Origin of the sequence: Lewinella sp. W8 (genome assembly GCF_004375085.3) — a bacterium.
Lineage (GTDB): Bacteria > Bacteroidota > Bacteroidia > Chitinophagales > Saprospiraceae > Neolewinella.
The window spans coordinates 189,537-206,619 of record NZ_SNAQ03000009.1 but is presented as its reverse complement, the minus strand read 5'-3'; the positions used below and the strand labels follow the sequence as shown (position 1 = coordinate 206,619).

Annotated in this window: 19 protein-coding genes; 2 read left to right on the top strand and 17 right to left on the bottom strand. The window is 54.5% G+C overall.

The window, feature by feature from the left end:
* Positions 1–90 precede the first annotated feature (90 nt).
* The 7 genes from E1J53_RS12200 to E1J53_RS12170 form a co-directional block, all read right to left on the bottom strand.
* A complete protein-coding gene (locus E1J53_RS12200; RefSeq protein ID WP_134273229.1) occupies positions 91–498 on the bottom strand; it encodes a hypothetical protein in 408 nt (135 codons plus the stop codon).
* A gap of 141 nt (positions 499–639) precedes the next feature.
* Positions 640–1,503 carry a DUF5777 family beta-barrel protein gene (locus E1J53_RS12195; protein ID WP_134273228.1) on the bottom strand — a complete coding sequence of 288 codons (864 nt, stop codon included), beginning with the start codon at positions 1,501–1,503 and terminating at the stop codon, positions 640–642.
* A 4-nt stretch (positions 1,504–1,507) separates the two neighbouring features.
* Entirely contained in the window at positions 1,508–2,059 is a 552-nt protein-coding gene (locus tag E1J53_RS12190) for a YceI family protein (protein ID WP_154640189.1), read from the bottom strand.
* 28 nt (positions 2,060–2,087) lie between these two features.
* Entirely contained in the window at positions 2,088–2,507 is a 420-nt protein-coding gene (locus E1J53_RS12185) for a hypothetical protein (RefSeq protein ID WP_134273226.1), read from the bottom strand.
* Positions 2,508–2,538: 31 nt separating this feature from the next.
* Entirely contained in the window at positions 2,539–3,327 is a 789-nt protein-coding gene (locus E1J53_RS12180; RefSeq protein ID WP_134273225.1) for a hypothetical protein, read from the bottom strand.
* Positions 3,328–3,600: 273 nt separating this feature from the next.
* A complete protein-coding gene (locus E1J53_RS12175; RefSeq protein ID WP_173021466.1) occupies positions 3,601–5,229 on the bottom strand; it encodes a transcriptional regulator in 1,629 nt (542 codons plus the stop codon).
* 415 nt (positions 5,230–5,644) lie between these two features.
* Positions 5,645–6,289, bottom strand: a complete 645-nt coding sequence (locus E1J53_RS12170) for a hypothetical protein (protein ID WP_134273223.1) — start codon at positions 6,287–6,289, stop codon at positions 5,645–5,647.
* A gap of 319 nt (positions 6,290–6,608) precedes the next feature.
* Between E1J53_RS12170 and E1J53_RS12165 the strand changes: the two genes are divergently transcribed.
* Both E1J53_RS12165 and E1J53_RS12160 read left to right on the top strand, forming a co-directional pair.
* A complete protein-coding gene (locus E1J53_RS12165; RefSeq protein WP_134273222.1) occupies positions 6,609–7,043 on the top strand; it encodes a hypothetical protein in 435 nt (144 codons plus the stop codon).
* Positions 7,040–7,744, top strand: coding sequence for a helix-hairpin-helix domain-containing protein (locus E1J53_RS12160; protein ID WP_134273221.1), 705 nt, complete (start codon positions 7,040–7,042; stop codon positions 7,742–7,744). The genes E1J53_RS12165 and E1J53_RS12160 overlap by 4 nt, the downstream gene beginning before the upstream one ends.
* 20 nt (positions 7,745–7,764) lie before the next feature.
* Here the strand turns inward: E1J53_RS12160 and E1J53_RS12155 are convergent, their stop codons facing one another.
* The 10 genes from E1J53_RS12155 to E1J53_RS12110 all read right to left on the bottom strand — a co-directional run bounded on the left by E1J53_RS12155 (position 7,765) and on the right by E1J53_RS12110 (position 17,016).
* On the bottom strand, positions 7,765–8,403 hold the full coding sequence (locus E1J53_RS12155) for a hypothetical protein (RefSeq protein ID WP_134273220.1): 639 nt from the start codon (positions 8,401–8,403) through the stop codon (positions 7,765–7,767).
* A 496-nt stretch (positions 8,404–8,899) separates the two neighbouring features.
* The gene (locus E1J53_RS12150; protein WP_134273219.1) at positions 8,900–9,649 is read right to left on the bottom strand and encodes a DUF4184 family protein; all 750 of its coding nucleotides are present in this window, start codon (positions 9,647–9,649) and stop codon (positions 8,900–8,902) included.
* A gap of 277 nt (positions 9,650–9,926) precedes the next feature.
* Positions 9,927–11,096 carry a hypothetical protein gene (locus tag E1J53_RS12145; protein ID WP_134273218.1) on the bottom strand — a complete coding sequence of 390 codons (1,170 nt, stop codon included), beginning with the start codon at positions 11,094–11,096 and terminating at the stop codon, positions 9,927–9,929.
* A 685-nt stretch (positions 11,097–11,781) separates the two neighbouring features.
* A complete protein-coding gene (locus E1J53_RS12140; RefSeq protein ID WP_256366197.1) occupies positions 11,782–12,267 on the bottom strand; it encodes a CIA30 family protein in 486 nt (161 codons plus the stop codon).
* 694 nt (positions 12,268–12,961) lie between these two features.
* Complete coding sequence (locus E1J53_RS12135) at positions 12,962–13,642, bottom strand: HupE/UreJ family protein (RefSeq protein WP_134273216.1); 681 nt, start codon at positions 13,640–13,642, stop codon at positions 12,962–12,964.
* Positions 13,639–14,688: a DUF4198 domain-containing protein gene (locus E1J53_RS12130; RefSeq protein WP_134273215.1), complete on the bottom strand. Its 1,050-nt coding sequence runs from the start codon at positions 14,686–14,688 to the stop codon at positions 13,639–13,641. Before E1J53_RS12130 ends, E1J53_RS12135 begins: the two co-directional genes overlap by 4 nt.
* A gap of 309 nt (positions 14,689–14,997) precedes the next feature.
* A complete protein-coding gene (locus E1J53_RS12125; protein WP_134273214.1) occupies positions 14,998–15,498 on the bottom strand; it encodes a nuclear transport factor 2 family protein in 501 nt (166 codons plus the stop codon).
* 65 nt (positions 15,499–15,563) lie between these two features.
* Positions 15,564–15,740 (bottom strand): hypothetical protein, encoded by a 177-nt coding sequence (locus tag E1J53_RS12120; RefSeq protein WP_154640188.1) that lies wholly within the window; start codon positions 15,738–15,740, stop codon positions 15,564–15,566.
* Between the two features lie 11 nt (positions 15,741–15,751).
* The gene (locus tag E1J53_RS12115; protein WP_134273213.1) at positions 15,752–16,285 is read right to left on the bottom strand and encodes a hypothetical protein; all 534 of its coding nucleotides are present in this window, start codon (positions 16,283–16,285) and stop codon (positions 15,752–15,754) included.
* A gap of 89 nt (positions 16,286–16,374) precedes the next feature.
* A complete protein-coding gene (locus tag E1J53_RS12110) occupies positions 16,375–17,016 on the bottom strand; it encodes an alpha/beta hydrolase (RefSeq protein WP_134273212.1) in 642 nt (213 codons plus the stop codon).
* Positions 17,017–17,083: the final 67 nt, after the last annotated feature.

The window sequence follows — 17,083 nt, the reverse complement described above, 5'->3', positions numbered from 1 at the left end:
GGGCGTTCAAGATTAGTGGAAGGAAAAGCCTCTTTTACCCTGACAAGATGGGGAAATTTTCGGAAGAAACGGAGGCCTTTCCCACTGGCCTCACCAGGGCGCCTTTTCCACCTTGGCGTACACCAATCCATCCACCGGGTCCGTGACTATCCGGAACCCCCTGCGTTCCAGGATGGGCGGTAGTTTGGGGTTGGGGCGCGGACAGTCAACGGCGTGCACGATCCATTCAATTTCCTGCAGTTGATGTCGGGCCGCGAATGCACGGAATACGTTCATCAACCGTAGCAGGACGCCCTCGCCTCCGCCTTCGATGTGGGAGAGGACTATTCTCATGTTAGTATCGTCCCTGGCAAACTGACCGAGAATCTCACTGCTACCGGCGCGGAAAATAACCGGCTCATCGGCAAAGATGATGGCCTGAGACTCGGGGGACACGGACCATTCCAGCAGTTCTTCCGCCGTCATGCCGTCGATTAGCAGGGGTGTTTTCTTCTTCATGGTGTTGCCATACTTTTTCCTTCAACGTAGCAAAGCGGCACGGAAGTTACTCCGCACCGCTTTGAAAAACGCAAGTGAAAATGGGACTATGGAGGTCGGGAAGGCTATACGTTCCCTGATCGTGCGCCTGACCGTTGGTGATCAGAACGTTCGGGTAATGTTGAAACCGAAGTGGATGTCGCCACCGAAGAAATCTCCGGTGGTTTCCCGGATGAATCCCTTTTCGACCATGGAGCGGCTGTTGGTAAACTGTAACTGGAACACGTGACCGCCCGTTTCCAGGTCGATGCCGATGGCCAGGGCGTCGTAGTTGTCCGTTTCCCGATCCTGGAGTCGATAATAGTATTCGGCGTTGACGGAAAGCCGTTTGGTGAGCAGCAGTCTGCCACCCACTCCCAGGGCCGTCAGGTCGTTAGATAAGTTTTCGGGGACGATGTTGAAGTGGACGAGCGTCGGCATGAGTTGTACCGAGAAGTTCGGACTGATTTTACGGGCCACCAACAGCTGGTAGGTGTACGACACCCGCTCGGAAAAAGGTACTTCGGTGTCCGGATCAATGGGGCGCAGGGTATTGACCGCACCACTGACGAAGCCCGTCACGCTTACTGGCACCGTGGTGGCGCCGGATTGCTGCCGTAGGATGGCAAACTTGGCGAAAACGTCGTAGGTTTTTTCGAAGGAATTGCGCCCGAAGCCCACCGTGAGGCGATCCGTCAGGCCGTAATCCAGGCCAAAACGTACGTTAGCGTTGTCCAGACCGAAAAGTTCGTACGCCCCGGAATTCAGGCGCCCGAATCGGTGGGCAATCAAAAACTCCAGGCTGCCTTTCCGGCGGGTCATTACGGTATGCCCGTTGATCAGCCGACTGCCCTTGAAGGTAGCCGGCGTGAGGGTAGTTTCCTCCGGTTCGGTTTCCTCCAGCAGGGAGAGGAGTTCGTCCTGGGCCCGGGCCGACGTGCACAGGAGAAGAAGGAAGCAGCAACAATAAAAGATTCGCTTACTCATGGCACTATTCTTTGGTGGTGGAGAAATTCAGGGTGGTGGTGACCTGGATTTCCTCGGCAATATTGCGCACCACCACGGTAGGAATCTCAATGTCGTAATCGGCGGGCCGGGCGATGAATTCCGTTTTGGCGGTGACCTGGCCATCGGTAACGGTAATCATGGCCGTCGCTTCGGCTGCTTGTTCGACGCCGTGAATCGTCAGGCCGCCCTTCACCCGCACGGAGTACGTGCCGTCCTGACTCAGGTCAATGGCTTCGTCCGTCAGGATTTTCCCCTTGAAAATCGCGGCGGGAAATTTTTCCGACTCCATGTAATTTTCGTTGAAGTGCTCCTGCATCAGGGCATTCTTGAAGGTGAAGTGCTTGATGAGCATTTTTACCACGACGTCTCCCTTGACGAAATCAATGGCGGCGGTGGTTTTGTCGTTGACGGCCTCGATGTCTTCCAGCGGGGCGTGGGAGAAAAAGGAGGTGGTTCCCTCCCGGGTGATGAGGGGGTTCTGGGCGGACAATACACCAGTGCACAACAGCACGGCAACTAAGAGTATATTTTTCAAAACGGTGATTTTTAAGGTTGAACGAGGGTTATTTTGCGAGTAGGGTAGCGTTATCGACTACGACATCAAACAGGTAGCCGGTACAGACCCCCTTGACGGTGACCGAATTGCCGATGGCCACCGAGCCGACGGGCTCGGGCTCCCCCGGAGCCAGGTTGCAGAGCACCTTGCCGAGCGGACTATCCGCCGCCAGTCCCATGACGTAGTGCCCATCGTCTTCCTTGGTGATGGACGCTACCGCGCCGCTTACCTCAATGACCTTCCCGGCGTAGGTGCCGTTGGCACTGGCCTCGTCGGTTTCGAAGGCAGCGTAAAGACTGCTGGCGTTGATCGTCAGTTCCGTAGTGGCACGGTGAATGTTCAGTTCGCCCTTCGGTTGGGTGAATTTGTAGGCCGCCAGACTGAAAATCAGGAGCAGGGGCAAGCCTATCTTGAGAAGCTTGGACATGATGGAATATTTATGCGGGAGAGAAAGAAATTTAGTTAGACGCGCCGTCGTCAATCCAGCATCGGATGGCGTCGATTTCGGACTGCGCAAGGGAGCGCCCACTGCTGGGGGGAGGCATGGTGCCGTTGCCCGTGCGGGCCCCAATGCGTTGCGCCCGGGAAAGGATGTTGTTGTCGACCCGAAAGTCCGGGGAAACGTTGCCGGCGTGGCATCCGCTGACGGCACAGGAGGCGGTAACCAACGACTTAATTTGGTCGAAACCCACGTCGGAGGGAATGACTATCTCCAGCGTTACCGCACAGCCAATGGTGTCCTGGGCCGTCACCTGGTAACTCCCCGGAGTCAGCCCGGTGAAGGTGGGTTCACTTTGTTCCAGAGTGCCGTCCAGGATGAAACTTACCGCGCCGGTGGCGTCGGCGGTGGTGACGGTGATGGTGCCCGAGGCGCTACTACAATTGGAGGGCGTGCTCTCGGCGGAGGCCTTCAGTCCCTCATCGTTCTCCAGAATCACGGTAATCGTTTCCTCGCATACTCCCTGCCGGGCGGTGATGACGTAGCTTCCCGCCAACAGATTGGTGAAGGAGGAGACGGTGTCCGCTTCGGTACCGTTGATGGTGAAGGTGACGGGAAGGCCCGCCGCTTGCCCGTCCACCGCTATTTTCACGCTACCCGAAGCCACGCCACAGGCGGGAGCGGTGCGTTCCGAAACCCGAAGCAGGAGGTTGTTGTCACACTCCGCAACGACCGACAGCTGATCGTAGGTACAGGCTGAATGGAGGAGAATAAGGAAGTAGCAGATGCCAACTGACCACTTTTTCATGCAATTAGGTATTTACGTAAACCGACCATGTCGGGCCAGGCCAAAATTCTGGTGGCAAGACAAAAGTGTTGGCTACGCTAACCCGTGGCAAAAAAGCAGTGGCTACGTTAGGTGTACATACCGGAAAATGAGGGGTGACTTATGGTAGACAGATCCGGAAGTGGGGTAGACGAGTTGGAGGAAGGAATGTTGTAGTGTGCTGGTAATTAGGTGGTTGTGAAGTTGTTCGGGTAGACGGGCGGTTTTTTGTCTCTCCGTGCCCCAAAGTTGGGGTCAGCCCCCCTGCTCCCGTTGCAGCAGGAACTCAAACAGGCTATCCTGGGTGTCCAGCCCCAGTTTTTTGCGCAAACGGTAACGGGCGGTCTTGACGCTGTCGGGAGAAATGCCAAGGATGGTGCTCGTCTCCTTGCTGGACAGGTTCAGCCGTAGCAGAGCGATCAGGCGAAATTCGTTGCGGGTCAGGCCGGGGAACTCCTCGCCCAGTTTTACCATCAGGTTGGGGTGCACACTCTCGAAGTGACGCCGGAAATCCGCCCAGTCGTCGTCTACCCGCAGAAGGGCATTGATTTTTTTACCGATGGTGCGCAGTTTGGTGCGGTGCTCGGGCCCCAGCTCTTTTGCCAGTGCTTCCGTGAGTTGCTTTAGCTCACTGATGCCTTCGTTCTTCTGGACAAAATTCAGGGTGTAGGAAGTCAGCTCCCGTTCCTTTTCCTTCAGGGCACCCTCCAGGTTTTCCCTTTGCTGCGTAGCCTCCCGGAGGTCCGCTCCCCTGCGCTCGATGATGGTGTTTTTGCGGGAAAGCATCGCGTAGGCGATCGAAATGGCCGCCAGCAGGATCAGTACCAGCAACCACTTCGTCAGCCGGTTGATTTGGTTGTCCTGCGCCAGCATATCCAGGTTCTTTTGGGCCAGTAGCAATTTTTCCTCCTGGGCCTCAAAGGAACGGCGGGCCTCCATATTGGCGATCAGATTGGACTTCTCGCGGTTGAACAGGGAGTCCCGGACGTTGAAATATTGATCCGCGTAGGCCAGCGCCCGCCGGTAGTTGCCCCGACGACTCTCCAGCTCCTTCATGGCGGCATAGACGTCGCGACGGATGCGTTGAAGGGAAAACTTTTCGGCAATAGCCTGGGCGCGGAGGAGATAGTTTTCGGCCATTGGCACGTCGTTTTTGCTCAGGTAGATCTGGCCGATCCCGAGGTAGTTTTCCGCCAGGCCCACCTGGTCGTTGCGTTGCTTTCCCACCTCGGCGGCGAGGAGGAAATACGAAATGGCCTCGTCCAGCTCTTCCCGGGCAGAAGCCAGCTGCCCTAATTTCCGGTTAGCTTCGGCGATGCCGTATAGAAAACCCGTTTCCCGGTGAATGACCAGGGCCTGGTTCAGGTAGCTGAAGGCCGGTGCGTACTTCTCCTGCAGGGTGAGCAGGTCGGCAATTTTGGTGTAGGTAGTAGCTACCCGGGATTTGGCGGTCATCCGCTTGAAGATACCCAGCGCATCCTGATAATTGCGTTCGGCCAAATCATAGTTCTGCTGGTCGGTGTAGGCCATCCCCAGGTTGAGACTGCTGTTGGCGATACCCAGGGAGTCTTTCAGCGCCCGGTAGCTCTTGCGGGCGGCAATCAGGTACTTGAAGGAAAGGTCAAGATTCCCCTGGGCCCAGTGTGCCACGCCGATCACCCGGTTGGCGTAGGCCCCCCCGCGCGGGTAATCGATTACCCGGGCAATCTCCAGGGCCTGGCCGCCATACTTGATGGAAAGGTTGGGGTCCGAAATCCAGTACTCGTAGCCCAGTTGATTCAGGCGGTCTACCCGATCAATATCCAGCGCCCCCTCTTCCTCCAGGAGGCGGGTGAGGCTGTCAATTGTGGTACTGCCGTCGGAACCGTAGGCGTTGGACGGCAACCCTCCAAAAAGAAATAAGGGTAGCAGTATTAGCCGTAGGACGTTCTCCCAGACTGGTTGAAACAGTGCAGGGGGAATGGCAGGGGGGAGAGTTTGCAAGAAGGTAGTGTGCATCCGGGGGGGGATTCAAGTGCCGGTGACCGAGCGTGGTTTAGACTTCCGTTATTGACCCGTACAAAGCTTCTTTGGCATTGGCTGCGTTGGACAACTCTTTGGCGTACCGCCAGGTTCCGGTACGCTTGCCTCACTAACCCCAAAATCAATTCCGGTCAGATAACCAAAATCTAATCAAACGCTTACAAATTAATGCATAGTGAATGTACAAACCAGGAATCCCGGACGCTAAGTACTTCGGCGCGGGAAACAATGGGCCAAATGAAGGGCAACCGACGTTTGGTGAATCCCCGAATGAGGTTTACCCACCCACAAACTGCAGCGTAATCAGGGTGTCTCCGGCTTCGGTGCATTCGGGAATGGACTGGCCGTACTTCTCCCGCAAGCGAGCGTAGCGCACGAACCGCTGCAGGGTGATGCTGTCCAGGGCGGGGTGCACGCCCTGGGTGATGATCGCGGATTGCAGGGAGCAGTTCGCCGAGAAAACTCCCCTCAGCTGCATCACGCCTCCGGGTAAGGGGTCAAGGGTCTCGGCCAGGTGCATGGGGTAGCGAAGAAAGGTTGGGGGGATGCCGGCACTGTCCGGCCCGGAACGATCGTGGTCCTTGTAGATCCAGACCGCATCGGTGGTTTCCCACCGCTTCCAACTGCCGATCTTGATGCCCCGTTCATATTGTCCTTCCTCGATCAACATTCGGTTTTGGCCGTATCGCCGGTACGGACCTTCGCGGGAGCCGGTCTTCCGGTCCACGTAGTATGTTTCCTTTACGTCGCCCACGTCCCTCCGCTTGCCGGCCTCGTCCAGGTAGTAGTGGGTGACTTCCCGGAGGGGGCTACCGCAGGAGGATAGGATTACTGAAAAAAGCAGAAAAAGAGAGACGTAGCCCACTATGCTCAAGGTGGAAGCGCAATGTACGGTGGTAGCGGAGGGGATTCGGTGGAGCACGGTGGCGGACGGTTTGCCGGGAAGATGGTCAGGACCGCGATCCTGGTGGGCGAAGCCATTGCCTAATCACAGTCTTAGCAGGACCTTACGGAGGGTCTCTTCCTGGCGGAGTTTACTTGTCGAGTTGAAGGTAGTGTGGCTGTAGAAGTTGTCGGGGAAGCAGGCAAATTTGGTGGGGGCGGGGTACGTATTTTATGGCCTCACGGCAGGTGCCGGCACCTGCCGTGAGGCCATAGGAAGCAGTATTTTAAATTTATCTAGAATTTGTCTAGATAAATTCTTTTCCTCCCGAATCTAAGCACGTATTTTTGCCGCGTCAATGGAAAAACAGCATCGTCCAAGTCGGGTCGGAGTCCAGCAGATCATTGCCGCCGCCATCCTCTTCATGATGGTGGGCACGGCTTTGGAGTTGTACTTGCTGGACCACTATGAAGGAACGCTGCAGCTGATTCCCCTGCTCTGTATCGGGGCCACCCTGGTGACGGTGATCGCGCTGTTCTTCCGCAAGACCCCGCTACTGCTGGGGACCTTCCGGGTGCTGCTGATACTGACCGCCCTGAGCGGAGTCTACGGGGTGTTTTTGCACCTGCGCGCCAACTACGAATTCGAACAGGAGATGAAACCCACCGCGGAGCCCTGGGACGTATTCGTAGAAAGCCTCGCCGGAGCGCTGCCCTCCCTGGCCCCGGCCAGTATGATCGTACTGGCGCTGATCGGCTACGCCTATTTTTTACTACTAAAACGAGAACAATGAAAGCATTAACCAAATTTGCCCTGCTTCTTGCGCTGTTCAGCCTGGTCGCTTTTTCTTGCCAGTCGAACCCGGAAGACGCCAGCGCGGAATCGACCGCCACGGAGGAAGCCGACGCTAGCACCGAAGAAGCTGCCGTGGAAGAAGCTGCCGCGGAAACCACCACCGTGCTGAACGCCAACCTGGCCACGGAAGAAGACCTGGCGGGCATCGGCCTGTCGGCCGATATGGTGGCCAGCATTCTGGACAACCGCCCCTTCCTCACCATGAATGATTTCGATGCTCTGGTGGGTGCCGAGATGAATAAGGAGGAACTGTACGCCAAGATTTTTGTCCCCTTCAACCTCAACACCACGGCCGAAGCCGACTTCAAGATGATTCCCGGCGTTGGTGACCGGATGGCCCACGAGTTTGAGGAGTACCGTCCCTACACCAGCATCAAGCAATTCCGTAAGGAGATCGGCAAGTACGTTGACGAGGCCGAAGTAGCCCGCTACGAAAACTACGTTTTCGTGCCCGTGGAGCTCAACTCCGCCACGGAAGAAGACATCAAGGCGCTGCCCGGCGTGGGTGATCGGATGGCCCACGAGTTTGAGGAGTACCGCCCCTACGTCAATATGGAGCAGTTCCGCAAGGAGATCGGCAAGTACGTCGACGATAAGGAACTGGCCCGTCTGGAGCGCTTCGTGTACCTGAAGGAATAGACCGGTTCCGGTCCGAGTATTTACCGCAAAGAAGGTCGAACGGCATCCGTTCGACCTTCTTCGGTTACGCCAATATTCCCCGATAATTCATAGCAACTATCGGCCAGCCGGGATTCAAAATAGGCGGGGCCCATGTCGGGTTCTTCCAGGATACAGATGAATACCTGGCGATAAATGTCCATCCGCCACCGAAACGGGAAATCATCGGTGAACGGTTCGCCGTACCGTTCGATGGATATTTCGTCCATCAGCACCCTTTCCGCCCGTTTGATGGCGTCCCTTAACGCGAGATAACTTTGGTAGCGGGCTTCGCGATCTACGCGAATCCAGAGGTAGGCATTCTTTTTTTGCCATACCCTGCTTTCCAGGTAGCGACTGATCATGGCCTCCGCCTGCGGGTACCCGTAGACCATGCTGTCCACGTATAATTGAGAGGCCGCATCAATGCCCAGGTGAAGGATGGCGGCAGTAGGTATTTTGAGCGTGTCTTCCGTTTCGTAAAAGTGGGGGGCGAGGGTGGCGGAAATTCCTACATCCTCATAAGGGGATAAACCCATCATGACCATTCCCAGGATTCCGGACAGCAGTACGTCCGAAAACAACAGGGAAACGGACTGGGCGAAGTCACCGTTGGAATGTCGGCGGGAGGATTTGGGCATCGGGTGTTGTGGTTACGGGGTAGATGCAAGGTAAAGGTTAACCGGTGCGCCACGCAAGCTTCCTTCCGCGAACCCCTTAACCCTTCTTGCTACGGTAGCGCCGGATTTATCCGGCGAATGGTCTTGATCGACGGCGGAAGCCGTCGTTGCGGAAGGTGCTTAACGATGGCATGAAGGTATTTGTCCATCCTGCTGCGGGAGTAGCTCGTTGGGTTGACTTTCGGGGAAAGTCAACACCAAGGGGGACGACGGAACCATTGAGCGGATGGGTGGAGGGATGCGCTCGCAGCGGAGCTGCTCGACCGTGGGGAGCTGGGTGAGGAAAATGTAAATTATTGACCGGAGAACCCATTCCTCCCATTATAGCCGCCACCCTGACTTCCCTCCGCGAGGCAACTCTCCTTATTGCAGTAGCGCCGGATTTATCCGGCGAACAGTTTTGATCGACGGCGGGAGCCGTCGGTAGGGAGGGAGCAGACTTTAGATTAATCGTACTTCAGAAGGCCGACTTACTGGAATCGTTACCAATCCAATTTAACAGTAAGGGAGTCGCCACCAAACTAATTAGTCCTGCGGATATCACCGTAACGATCAGCTGGCCATATTGGGTCCAGGTCAGTCCGGTAGCAAATCGAAGGATAACGATGACTAAGGTGATGCCAATAATGGTGGGCCAGTATTTTCTACTGATGTACGTCGATCCGGATTCGTTGACCGGAAGGCGGAATACGCAGGTAAGGATAATGCCTCCACCTACCAACGTAGAAAGGTGTTGCAATACTTTATAGCCAGGAACCTGCACCTCCAAAATTGGGATCGTCGTAGTGAGATAAGGAATGCTTTGGGCGAAGTATCTGTGTTGGTGCGTGAAGCTGTCCCAAAAAATATGGGATGCCGCTCCGATCAGGATGGAGACCATGACGACCCACCAATGCTTCCGGAAGTGTTGAGGCCAACGAAAATCCATGAAGACCATGAATCTTGACTTCAGGAATACCGGCAGATTTTGGAAAAGGCTCTGCTTTACGACACCGTGAAAGAGAAAAGTAAGCACCAGGCCCAGGGGGAGATCAAAATAGAAGAGGCCCCAAAGGGAGTGCCCGTAGTCACTTCTGATCTGCATTCGGAGGAAGTATTCAAAGTCGGGCGTCAGGCTGCCGATCACCAGTCCGGTTACCGATATCCATCGTGCGGGTAGTTTGGCCAGGGGCAGGACGATGGCGGGATGGGAAAAGGTGAAAGGCATGAGGAATACTGCTTTCAGTACTTACGAAAAAAGGGGCGCGATATTTTGCCGGGGGTAGGAGGGGAGGCATTAGGTGGCCGGCCGCCTTCCGGGAAGGCCCAACAAACTTTTTCAACGGGGCGTACCGCAGGAACTGCCGCACCGGAAGAGTGGCGTGATGTGGTGTAAAGCGCAGGTGCAGGATATGTCCCTAGGGGCGATGGCAAAAGGTCAAAAGTTAGCGTCTGGAGTTAGGGCGTTTAAGTGTTCCATTCATGCTACCCGTAGAATTGCTGTTCTATCGAGTAGTTGTCGGCCCACCATCTTGCATGATAAAATCCCAGTAGGTTATCCATCGGCACTTAAGCCGCTCAAGGTATTCAGGTGAAGGCTTCATGCGAACGTTTCCCAGCCTCGTTCCCGTAATTTTGTAAAGAAGATGATTCGCTCGACCACTCACGGTGAACACATCGTCAAAGACAACGCCACCGTGGCCGTAAGACTGTAGGTCACCGGATTTGATTCTTTCCCAATAAATCAAATCTGCCGAGTTGGTAAGACCGACGAAGCTAGTGTCCGAGATTAGCTCAATTAACCTGTTCACCATGTCCTTGGTGTGCAAATAGCCCACAATTTCTGCCAACCTGATGTTGTGGTAGTCCTTTCCGTATTTCACGGAATCAATGATTGATCCGACGGACCATGCTCTTTTGTTGAGTTCCTCCAGATACCGTGTTTGGTACCTTTCCCCAAGCATTTTTGCCGTATGTGATTCGAGGTCCAAATTGAAATTAGCGAGTTGCGGTAAAACAAGCAGATCTTTTTCCGTTACGCTACTTCCGCATTTTTGGTCCAGCTCTAGATACCTGAGGGAGTCGATGGTCTGCGGTAAGTCTGGATACTTGGTGGGGTATTTGTCGTTGAAATAATTTTCGGCCGTGCAGTTGTAGGTGAATCGAAAATCTCTGCCCGGAACGTCCCAACTTGTATAAGATATGGTTGCGTCAAAAGTGGACATGAAGCCATATTCTTTGTCCAGTATTTCAATGTCTTCGTCCTCGGTGGTTAGCTGGATATGACTGCTTTCCACGTCCGATAAAAATTTGTCGTGTGCGGTAAAGTACTCTACTGATGTTGGTTGAATTGGAATAGCGGTGTACCCCTCGTTTACCCTGAAACTTGTGTCGACAATTTCGTAGCCGTTTCCGTTGGCATATACATCGACACTATCAATTCCATCGGGGACACAATAAGAATCCGTTACGGACGAATCTCTGGATATTTTTTTACCGTCCTTATAGTAAACAATCCAACTGTAGTAATCGCAGAGGTTCTTCGGCGGTAATTTTCCCGGCAGCATTACTTGAACCCTTGTTGGGTTAGCGCACGAGAAAGAAGAGCTTCCGTTCCCGCACCCCAAAACACCCACCACCAGCAAAGACAAAAAGCCTGCGTTGATCAAGTTCATAGGTGCAAAAGTTTTTGGTATGGCTAATGGGTAGATGCAGGATAAAGGTAAACCGTTGCGCCACGCAAGCTTCCTTCCACGGTGCACTCCACTTCCCAATGCGGTAGCGCCGGATTTATCCGGCGAACGGCTCTGATCGACGGCGAAAGCCGTCGTTGTGGAAGGTGCTCAACGATGGCCTAAAGATGTTTTCCATCCCGCTTCGGAAGTAGCTCGTCGGGTTGACTTTCGGGGAAAGTCAACGCCAAGGGGGACGACGGATCCAATGAGCGGATGGGTGGAGGAATACGCTCGCAGCGGAGCTGCTCGACCGTGGGGAGCTGGGTGAGGAAAATGTAAATTATTGACCGGAGAACCCATTCCTCCTATTATGGCCGCCACCCGGGCTACCCTCCGCGAGGCAACTCTCCTCATTGCAGTAGCGCCGGATTTATCCGGCAAAAGGTTTAAATCGACGGCGAAAGCCGTCGTTGCGGAAGGAGCTTAGCGATGGCATGAAGGTATTTGTCCATCCTGCTGCGGGAGTAGCTCGTTGGGTTGACTTTCGGGGAAAGTCAACACCAAATGGGACGACGGGATCGATGAGCGGATGGGTGGAGGGACGCACTCGCAGCGGAGCTGCTCAACCGGGGTCAACACCAAGCGGGCCGACGAAACCGATGAGCGTTGGCGGGAACAATTCCCTTTAGCGCACCCCAATCGAAGCCACCTGAATCTCAAAGCTTTCCGCCCGTCCGTTGCCGATGAGGAGCTGCATTTCCAGAACTTTTTCCCCGGCGTAATTGGGGACGTCGACGGGTTCACCGTGAAACTCGGCTTTCATCTGGTCGAAGGGGAGTGTGATGGTTTCCCACGACTCCCCGGCCTTCGTCCGGAAGTCCATCCCGTAGAGGTGCTTACCCCGGGGCGTCCGGACCCGGAAGTTATACTTTTTGCCGTCGCCCCGTACCTTCAGCACAAAGGCGGTTGCTTCTGCTGCGATCGCGTAAGGATCATCTTCCACCGTCTGGTGGATGGAACAAAAGCCGCCGTTATTTTCCAGTGACACTTCCCCGGAGAAGTGAGCGTAGCCCGCTTCGGTCATGCGGAGTTGACTGTCGGACCGGCCGCCCATGACCACATCGTCCTGGGTGCGCCACTTACCTTTCCCTTCTTTGGCGAAGTTGTACAGTGTTCGGGGCCATTATCCGATTCGGTGGATACGGCTTCCGCTGGGGGGGTATCGTTTTTTGCTTGATTGGGCATACAGGAACAGATTGTCAGGGTGATGAAAAACAGTAGGCGCATATTCCTGAAACTGCGATGCCGCAGCGGTGTTCGGTGCTTTAGGGCTTCCGGCCCGTTCCTGGGTACAGGTGTAGTATCCGACGACGACTGGCCTCCCTTTGTGAGGTATCTGCCATTGATGGTGCAGTAGTGCCGGATTTATCCGGCGAACGGCAACTCCAGGGGTATGATCGTTTGGAGTCTGAGTAAAACGATAAAAGATTACCGGAACTGCCTTGCCCCGGTCGGCGGACGAACCAGCTTGTACCTCGCGTTTCGGCCGACGACCTTGCTGGTTTTAGTCAGTCCTTCCGTCATTCAATCATTCTGTCCCTGCCGCGACGCATCGGATCAGCTCGCGTTGCTCGACGGATTCGATGAGCGCTTTTGGGAAGGAGGAATACGCTTGCAGCGGAGCTGCTCGACCGGGGGGAACTTGTGAAGTTGAGCGTTTCTTTGGGCGCAAGGCGCAGGTGCAGAGGTAATGACCGAAGGGCCGTGCCGTCGGGAGATGTCCTGGCATCCCGGCTAAGCACGAGGATTCCATTGCACCTGCGCGTGAGCGCCCAAATGCTGATGAACGTTCGGGTGGTCCAAGGTCAGTGTCCGCTGAAGTAAACCAGTAATTGGTAGACGAAAAGCTCTATACCAGCCAGCACCAGAAACCAGTTCACGGCTTTGTAGAAGGCCGGGAACTTTCGGTGTTTTCGCGCCAGGGTAATGACGAAAACGATGGGGATCAGGGCGAGTACCTGGCCGATTTCCACGCCCAGGTTGAAGCAAAGAATTTTGGCCAGAATCTGTTCTCCGCCCAGGTCAAAGGATTGTAGGCGGGTGGACAGTCCGAAGCCGTGAATCAGACCGAAAAGCCCCACCATGAGCAGTAGGTTGGGAGCGCTGACCTTCAGTTTTTCGAATCCCCCCAGGTTCTCAAACCCCTTATACAAGACGCTGAGGCCGATTACCGCATCGACCAGGTGTTCGTTGGCCGTGATGCCCGCGTATGTCGCCCCGATCAGGGTGATGCAGTGGCCCACCGTGAAGACGGTAATGAACGTCAGAATATCCTTCAGCCCCTTGAGGTAGAAGATCACCCCCGCCAGAAACAGCAGGTGATCGTAACCGGTGAGCATGTGCGTGGCCCCCACCCGGACGTAGGCACCCAGGCCACCGTTGCGCAAAAGCTCATGGTCGGCGCTGCTGACGTCGTGCGCAAAGGCGAATAGCGGGAAAAATAATAGCAGTAGGAACAGCGCCCTTTTCAAGTTTCGGGGGCTCATGCCTCGTTGTTACTAAAGTACAGGAATAATGCCCCGATGATCGCCACGCTGCCCAAAAGATAAACCCAGGTGGGGATGCCTTCTTCGTGCTCGTGGTCTTCGTGGGTGTGGGTGGCCGCACCGTGTTCGTGGGTAACCTCAAAGGTCAGGGTGGCCCACTTTGATTGGTGGGTTAGCTCTTCACTGTCGGTAACGTTCTCCATGTGGATGGTCCGGAGGTAATAGACGCCGTCTTCCGGCAGGCTAACCGTAACGATGCCCTGCGCATCGGTGCGCAAGCGCTGGCCACTGGTATGGGTGTGGGTTGCTCCGTCTTCGTGGGAGTGTCCATCTTCGCCGTGATCGTGGGCGTGGTCACCGTGGGTGTGCCCGTGACTGTCGGGGAGGTAGTCGGCGTATACCAACTGGTCGGGGAGGGGATTGCCGTCCAGCAACAGCTGGACCGCCAGGTTCCCGCCACTGTATTTTTCGTAGGGATTGTCCCGGGGAATAAATTCAATTGGGTAGCCGAGGGCGGTGCTCCAGTCGTCGGTTTTTTTGTCCCCGACCTGATAGATGGCCTTGACGTGTTTTTGGTAACTCTCCACGGCGTCCTCTTCCAGTAAGCCGTTGGCGGTGCGGTATTCGAGCATGTCCAGCACACCATCGTGCTCGAGGTAGCTGTTGAACTTGTCGGCGGCAAGTTCGATGTTGCGGGCCTTCGTCGATACGCCCGCAACGTAGGTGCCCGGCTCACCGGTGGAAAAGGTAAACCTGGTGATGGTGCTGTCCTGATCTTGCCATTGCTCCGGACGGATGGCCACTCTTTTTCCCTGACCCACCGTAGATGCATCCAGCATCCGGTCTCGCGTAATGATGTTTTCGCTGGATTCGAAAGTGCCGTTGTATAAACTCAGCGTAGCTTCTTCGTTGGGCTGGAAGAAGTAGGTGTCCATTTTCAGGTACAGGTCGTGGCTGCAAAAAAGCAGGAAGGCCGCCAGTAGGAGGAAGGGGTGATGGAGCTTGCCGCTGAATTTTCGGGAAGCATTACGGGTGTCGGTTTGCATGGGTTGTTTTGAATAGTTCAATGTTTCGGGTAGCTTGACCCTGGTGGACTTCGGTTGCCAATTCAGGCATCTATTATACCTACGGGTTTTCTGGGGCCTTTGGATGTCTGTTAAAGAAATTCCCCGACAATTATGGTTGTTTAGTGGCCAGCAGGCTAACTCTGCTCAAGGTTCGGGTGGAACCGAAAAACCAGTCGTTCGTAGCCGTCGGGTAGATTTTGTCAATCATCGGCGCGGTTATTCTTTCGGGGACATCTTTCCCAAACGGATGCTGATCAAATTGACCGCTGAAATAACACCCAGGCTACATTAGCCTGGATCAGTAGACTTTTCGACGGAGCTCGCGTGGTCCTTGATGATGTACCAGTTGCCGTTGATCCGTTCGAGAGCATAAGAGACGATCATCCGATTGAAGTAGGGCTCGCCGTTTCGTTCCGGTTCCCGGTAGACGATTTCGGTAATCCCGATGCCCACCTGCTCTCCGATTTCCGTATTCAGGATTTTCGTTTCGAAGGTCCAGGTGGTATCCTGAAACCATTCCCGGTGATAATCCAGGAAACCATCGACGGTTTCGATAATTTCCGTGCCCGGCAGAATCAACTGCATCTTCCCTTCGGGAGACATCGTGGCCCGTAGGGACGTTAAATCCCGTTCGGACACGGCCTTCAGGTGCTTTTCCAGCGTGGCGACGAAGGCTTGTTCACTGGCGGCGGAAATGGATGGGTTGTCTTTCTGGAGTTCCGTAGCGGGTTCGTTTCCACAAGCGAAGAACATAACTACGGCAAAGGGTAGTAGGAGTAATTTTTTCATATCATAGAGTTGGTGCCACGACGAACGGTCCACACCAAATATAAGCGCTTGCTCGGAGGTTCCCCTTATGCGAATTTTTCCCGGTATTTCTTCGCCACTTCAGCTTCACCCAATTGCTCGTACAACTGGGCAATTTCCAGGTAAACGTATTCCGACGAAGGCTCGCCGTATTCCAGGGATTTCAGAAACCATTCCAGGGCCCGGGCTACGTCAAAAGAGTACGTCCAGGCTGGGCCCTTCAATATATTGCGGCCTACAGTTGTTGCGCTAATTTGACCACCTCCCCAGCGGTAACTTCTTTGCCGAAAAGGATTGAATTGGAATTCATGATTAATGCGGTTTCGGGATTTCCACTACCGTCGACAAACTTAAGAATGGTGTACTTCGTGCTTCTAGATTGAAAAGAGGAGGTTTTATTGACTTGGTTAACGTCAATCACAAATTCTTTTCCGGTGATTTTTTTTAACGTCAGCTTTTTACCGCGCAGTTCGGCTTCCGCAGCGTACAGTAATTGATAGATTGCGAGGGCAACGAGTACAAGAAGCATTACACCCGCAAGCAAAATATTGGTTTGCAAACCCTCTGAGGAATCAAGAATTTTTGGCGTCAAAAAAATTGCGGCAATGATCGAGATTCCAATTGTGATGTACGTTCCCCCTTTTGTGAAATCAGAGGATAACTGAATGGTTTGCCCCTTCTGAATTTTCTCTCTGAGTTTGCCCAGGTCTTGCATTTCGCCAAATATTTTGATTGATGACTTTCCGTTCACCAGATGCTGCTCAAACATAAGCAATATCTAAGGTTGCCGTCCATTTTGATGGGGTTTGGATGCCGTAAAGGGTTGCGCGGTTGATTAACGACCGTGCACCCTTGCGCTCACCTAAGCGCGTAGTTACCCTGCGCCCACTGAATGGTGGGCTCCATCCAGGCGGATAGTGGCCGAAACAGGAAACCGTGACCCATCCGGGTGTTCAATTCAATTTCCCGGAACCGCGGAATGGTGCAGGTCGAACTTTCTTTTCTGCCCTGGGCAGAAACGCCGAAGGGGTCCGTCCGTTCGTAGATGGTCAGGATATTACCGCAAAAGTTAATCTCCGGAATGGATTCCAGGTCACTTTCCCGAAAGCTGGCCACGAATACGAAATTGAGTTCGTGATTGTCCGCAATCGTCGATACGTACTGGGCGATGTAGCCGCCCTTTGAGGTACCCACCACGGTAATCCGGTCGGGGGTAACGCCAGTGCCCAGTAAGCTGTCAATCTGCTCTACTACGGTGATGGCGTATTCCCGGGCGTTGACGTTCCCGCTCCTTTTTTCACTGATGACCCGCAGTCCGCTGACCGTGAATTTTTGTAGTATTTCCCGGTACTCGGTGCGGCCGTACTGGGGGTGTAACTCGTGCAGTTCGTGTTCTTCCAAAAAACGGTTATGGAGAAAGAAGACGAAGCGTTCCTCTTCTTTTTCCTGGCATCCAAAGAAGGATAGGAGGATGATGCCGAGTAGCGTTTTAGCGTGCATGCAATGGGCAGGGTAAGGGGTTCCGGTATCGGGCAGACTGATGCTGACCGGAGAATAGGTTGGTCTT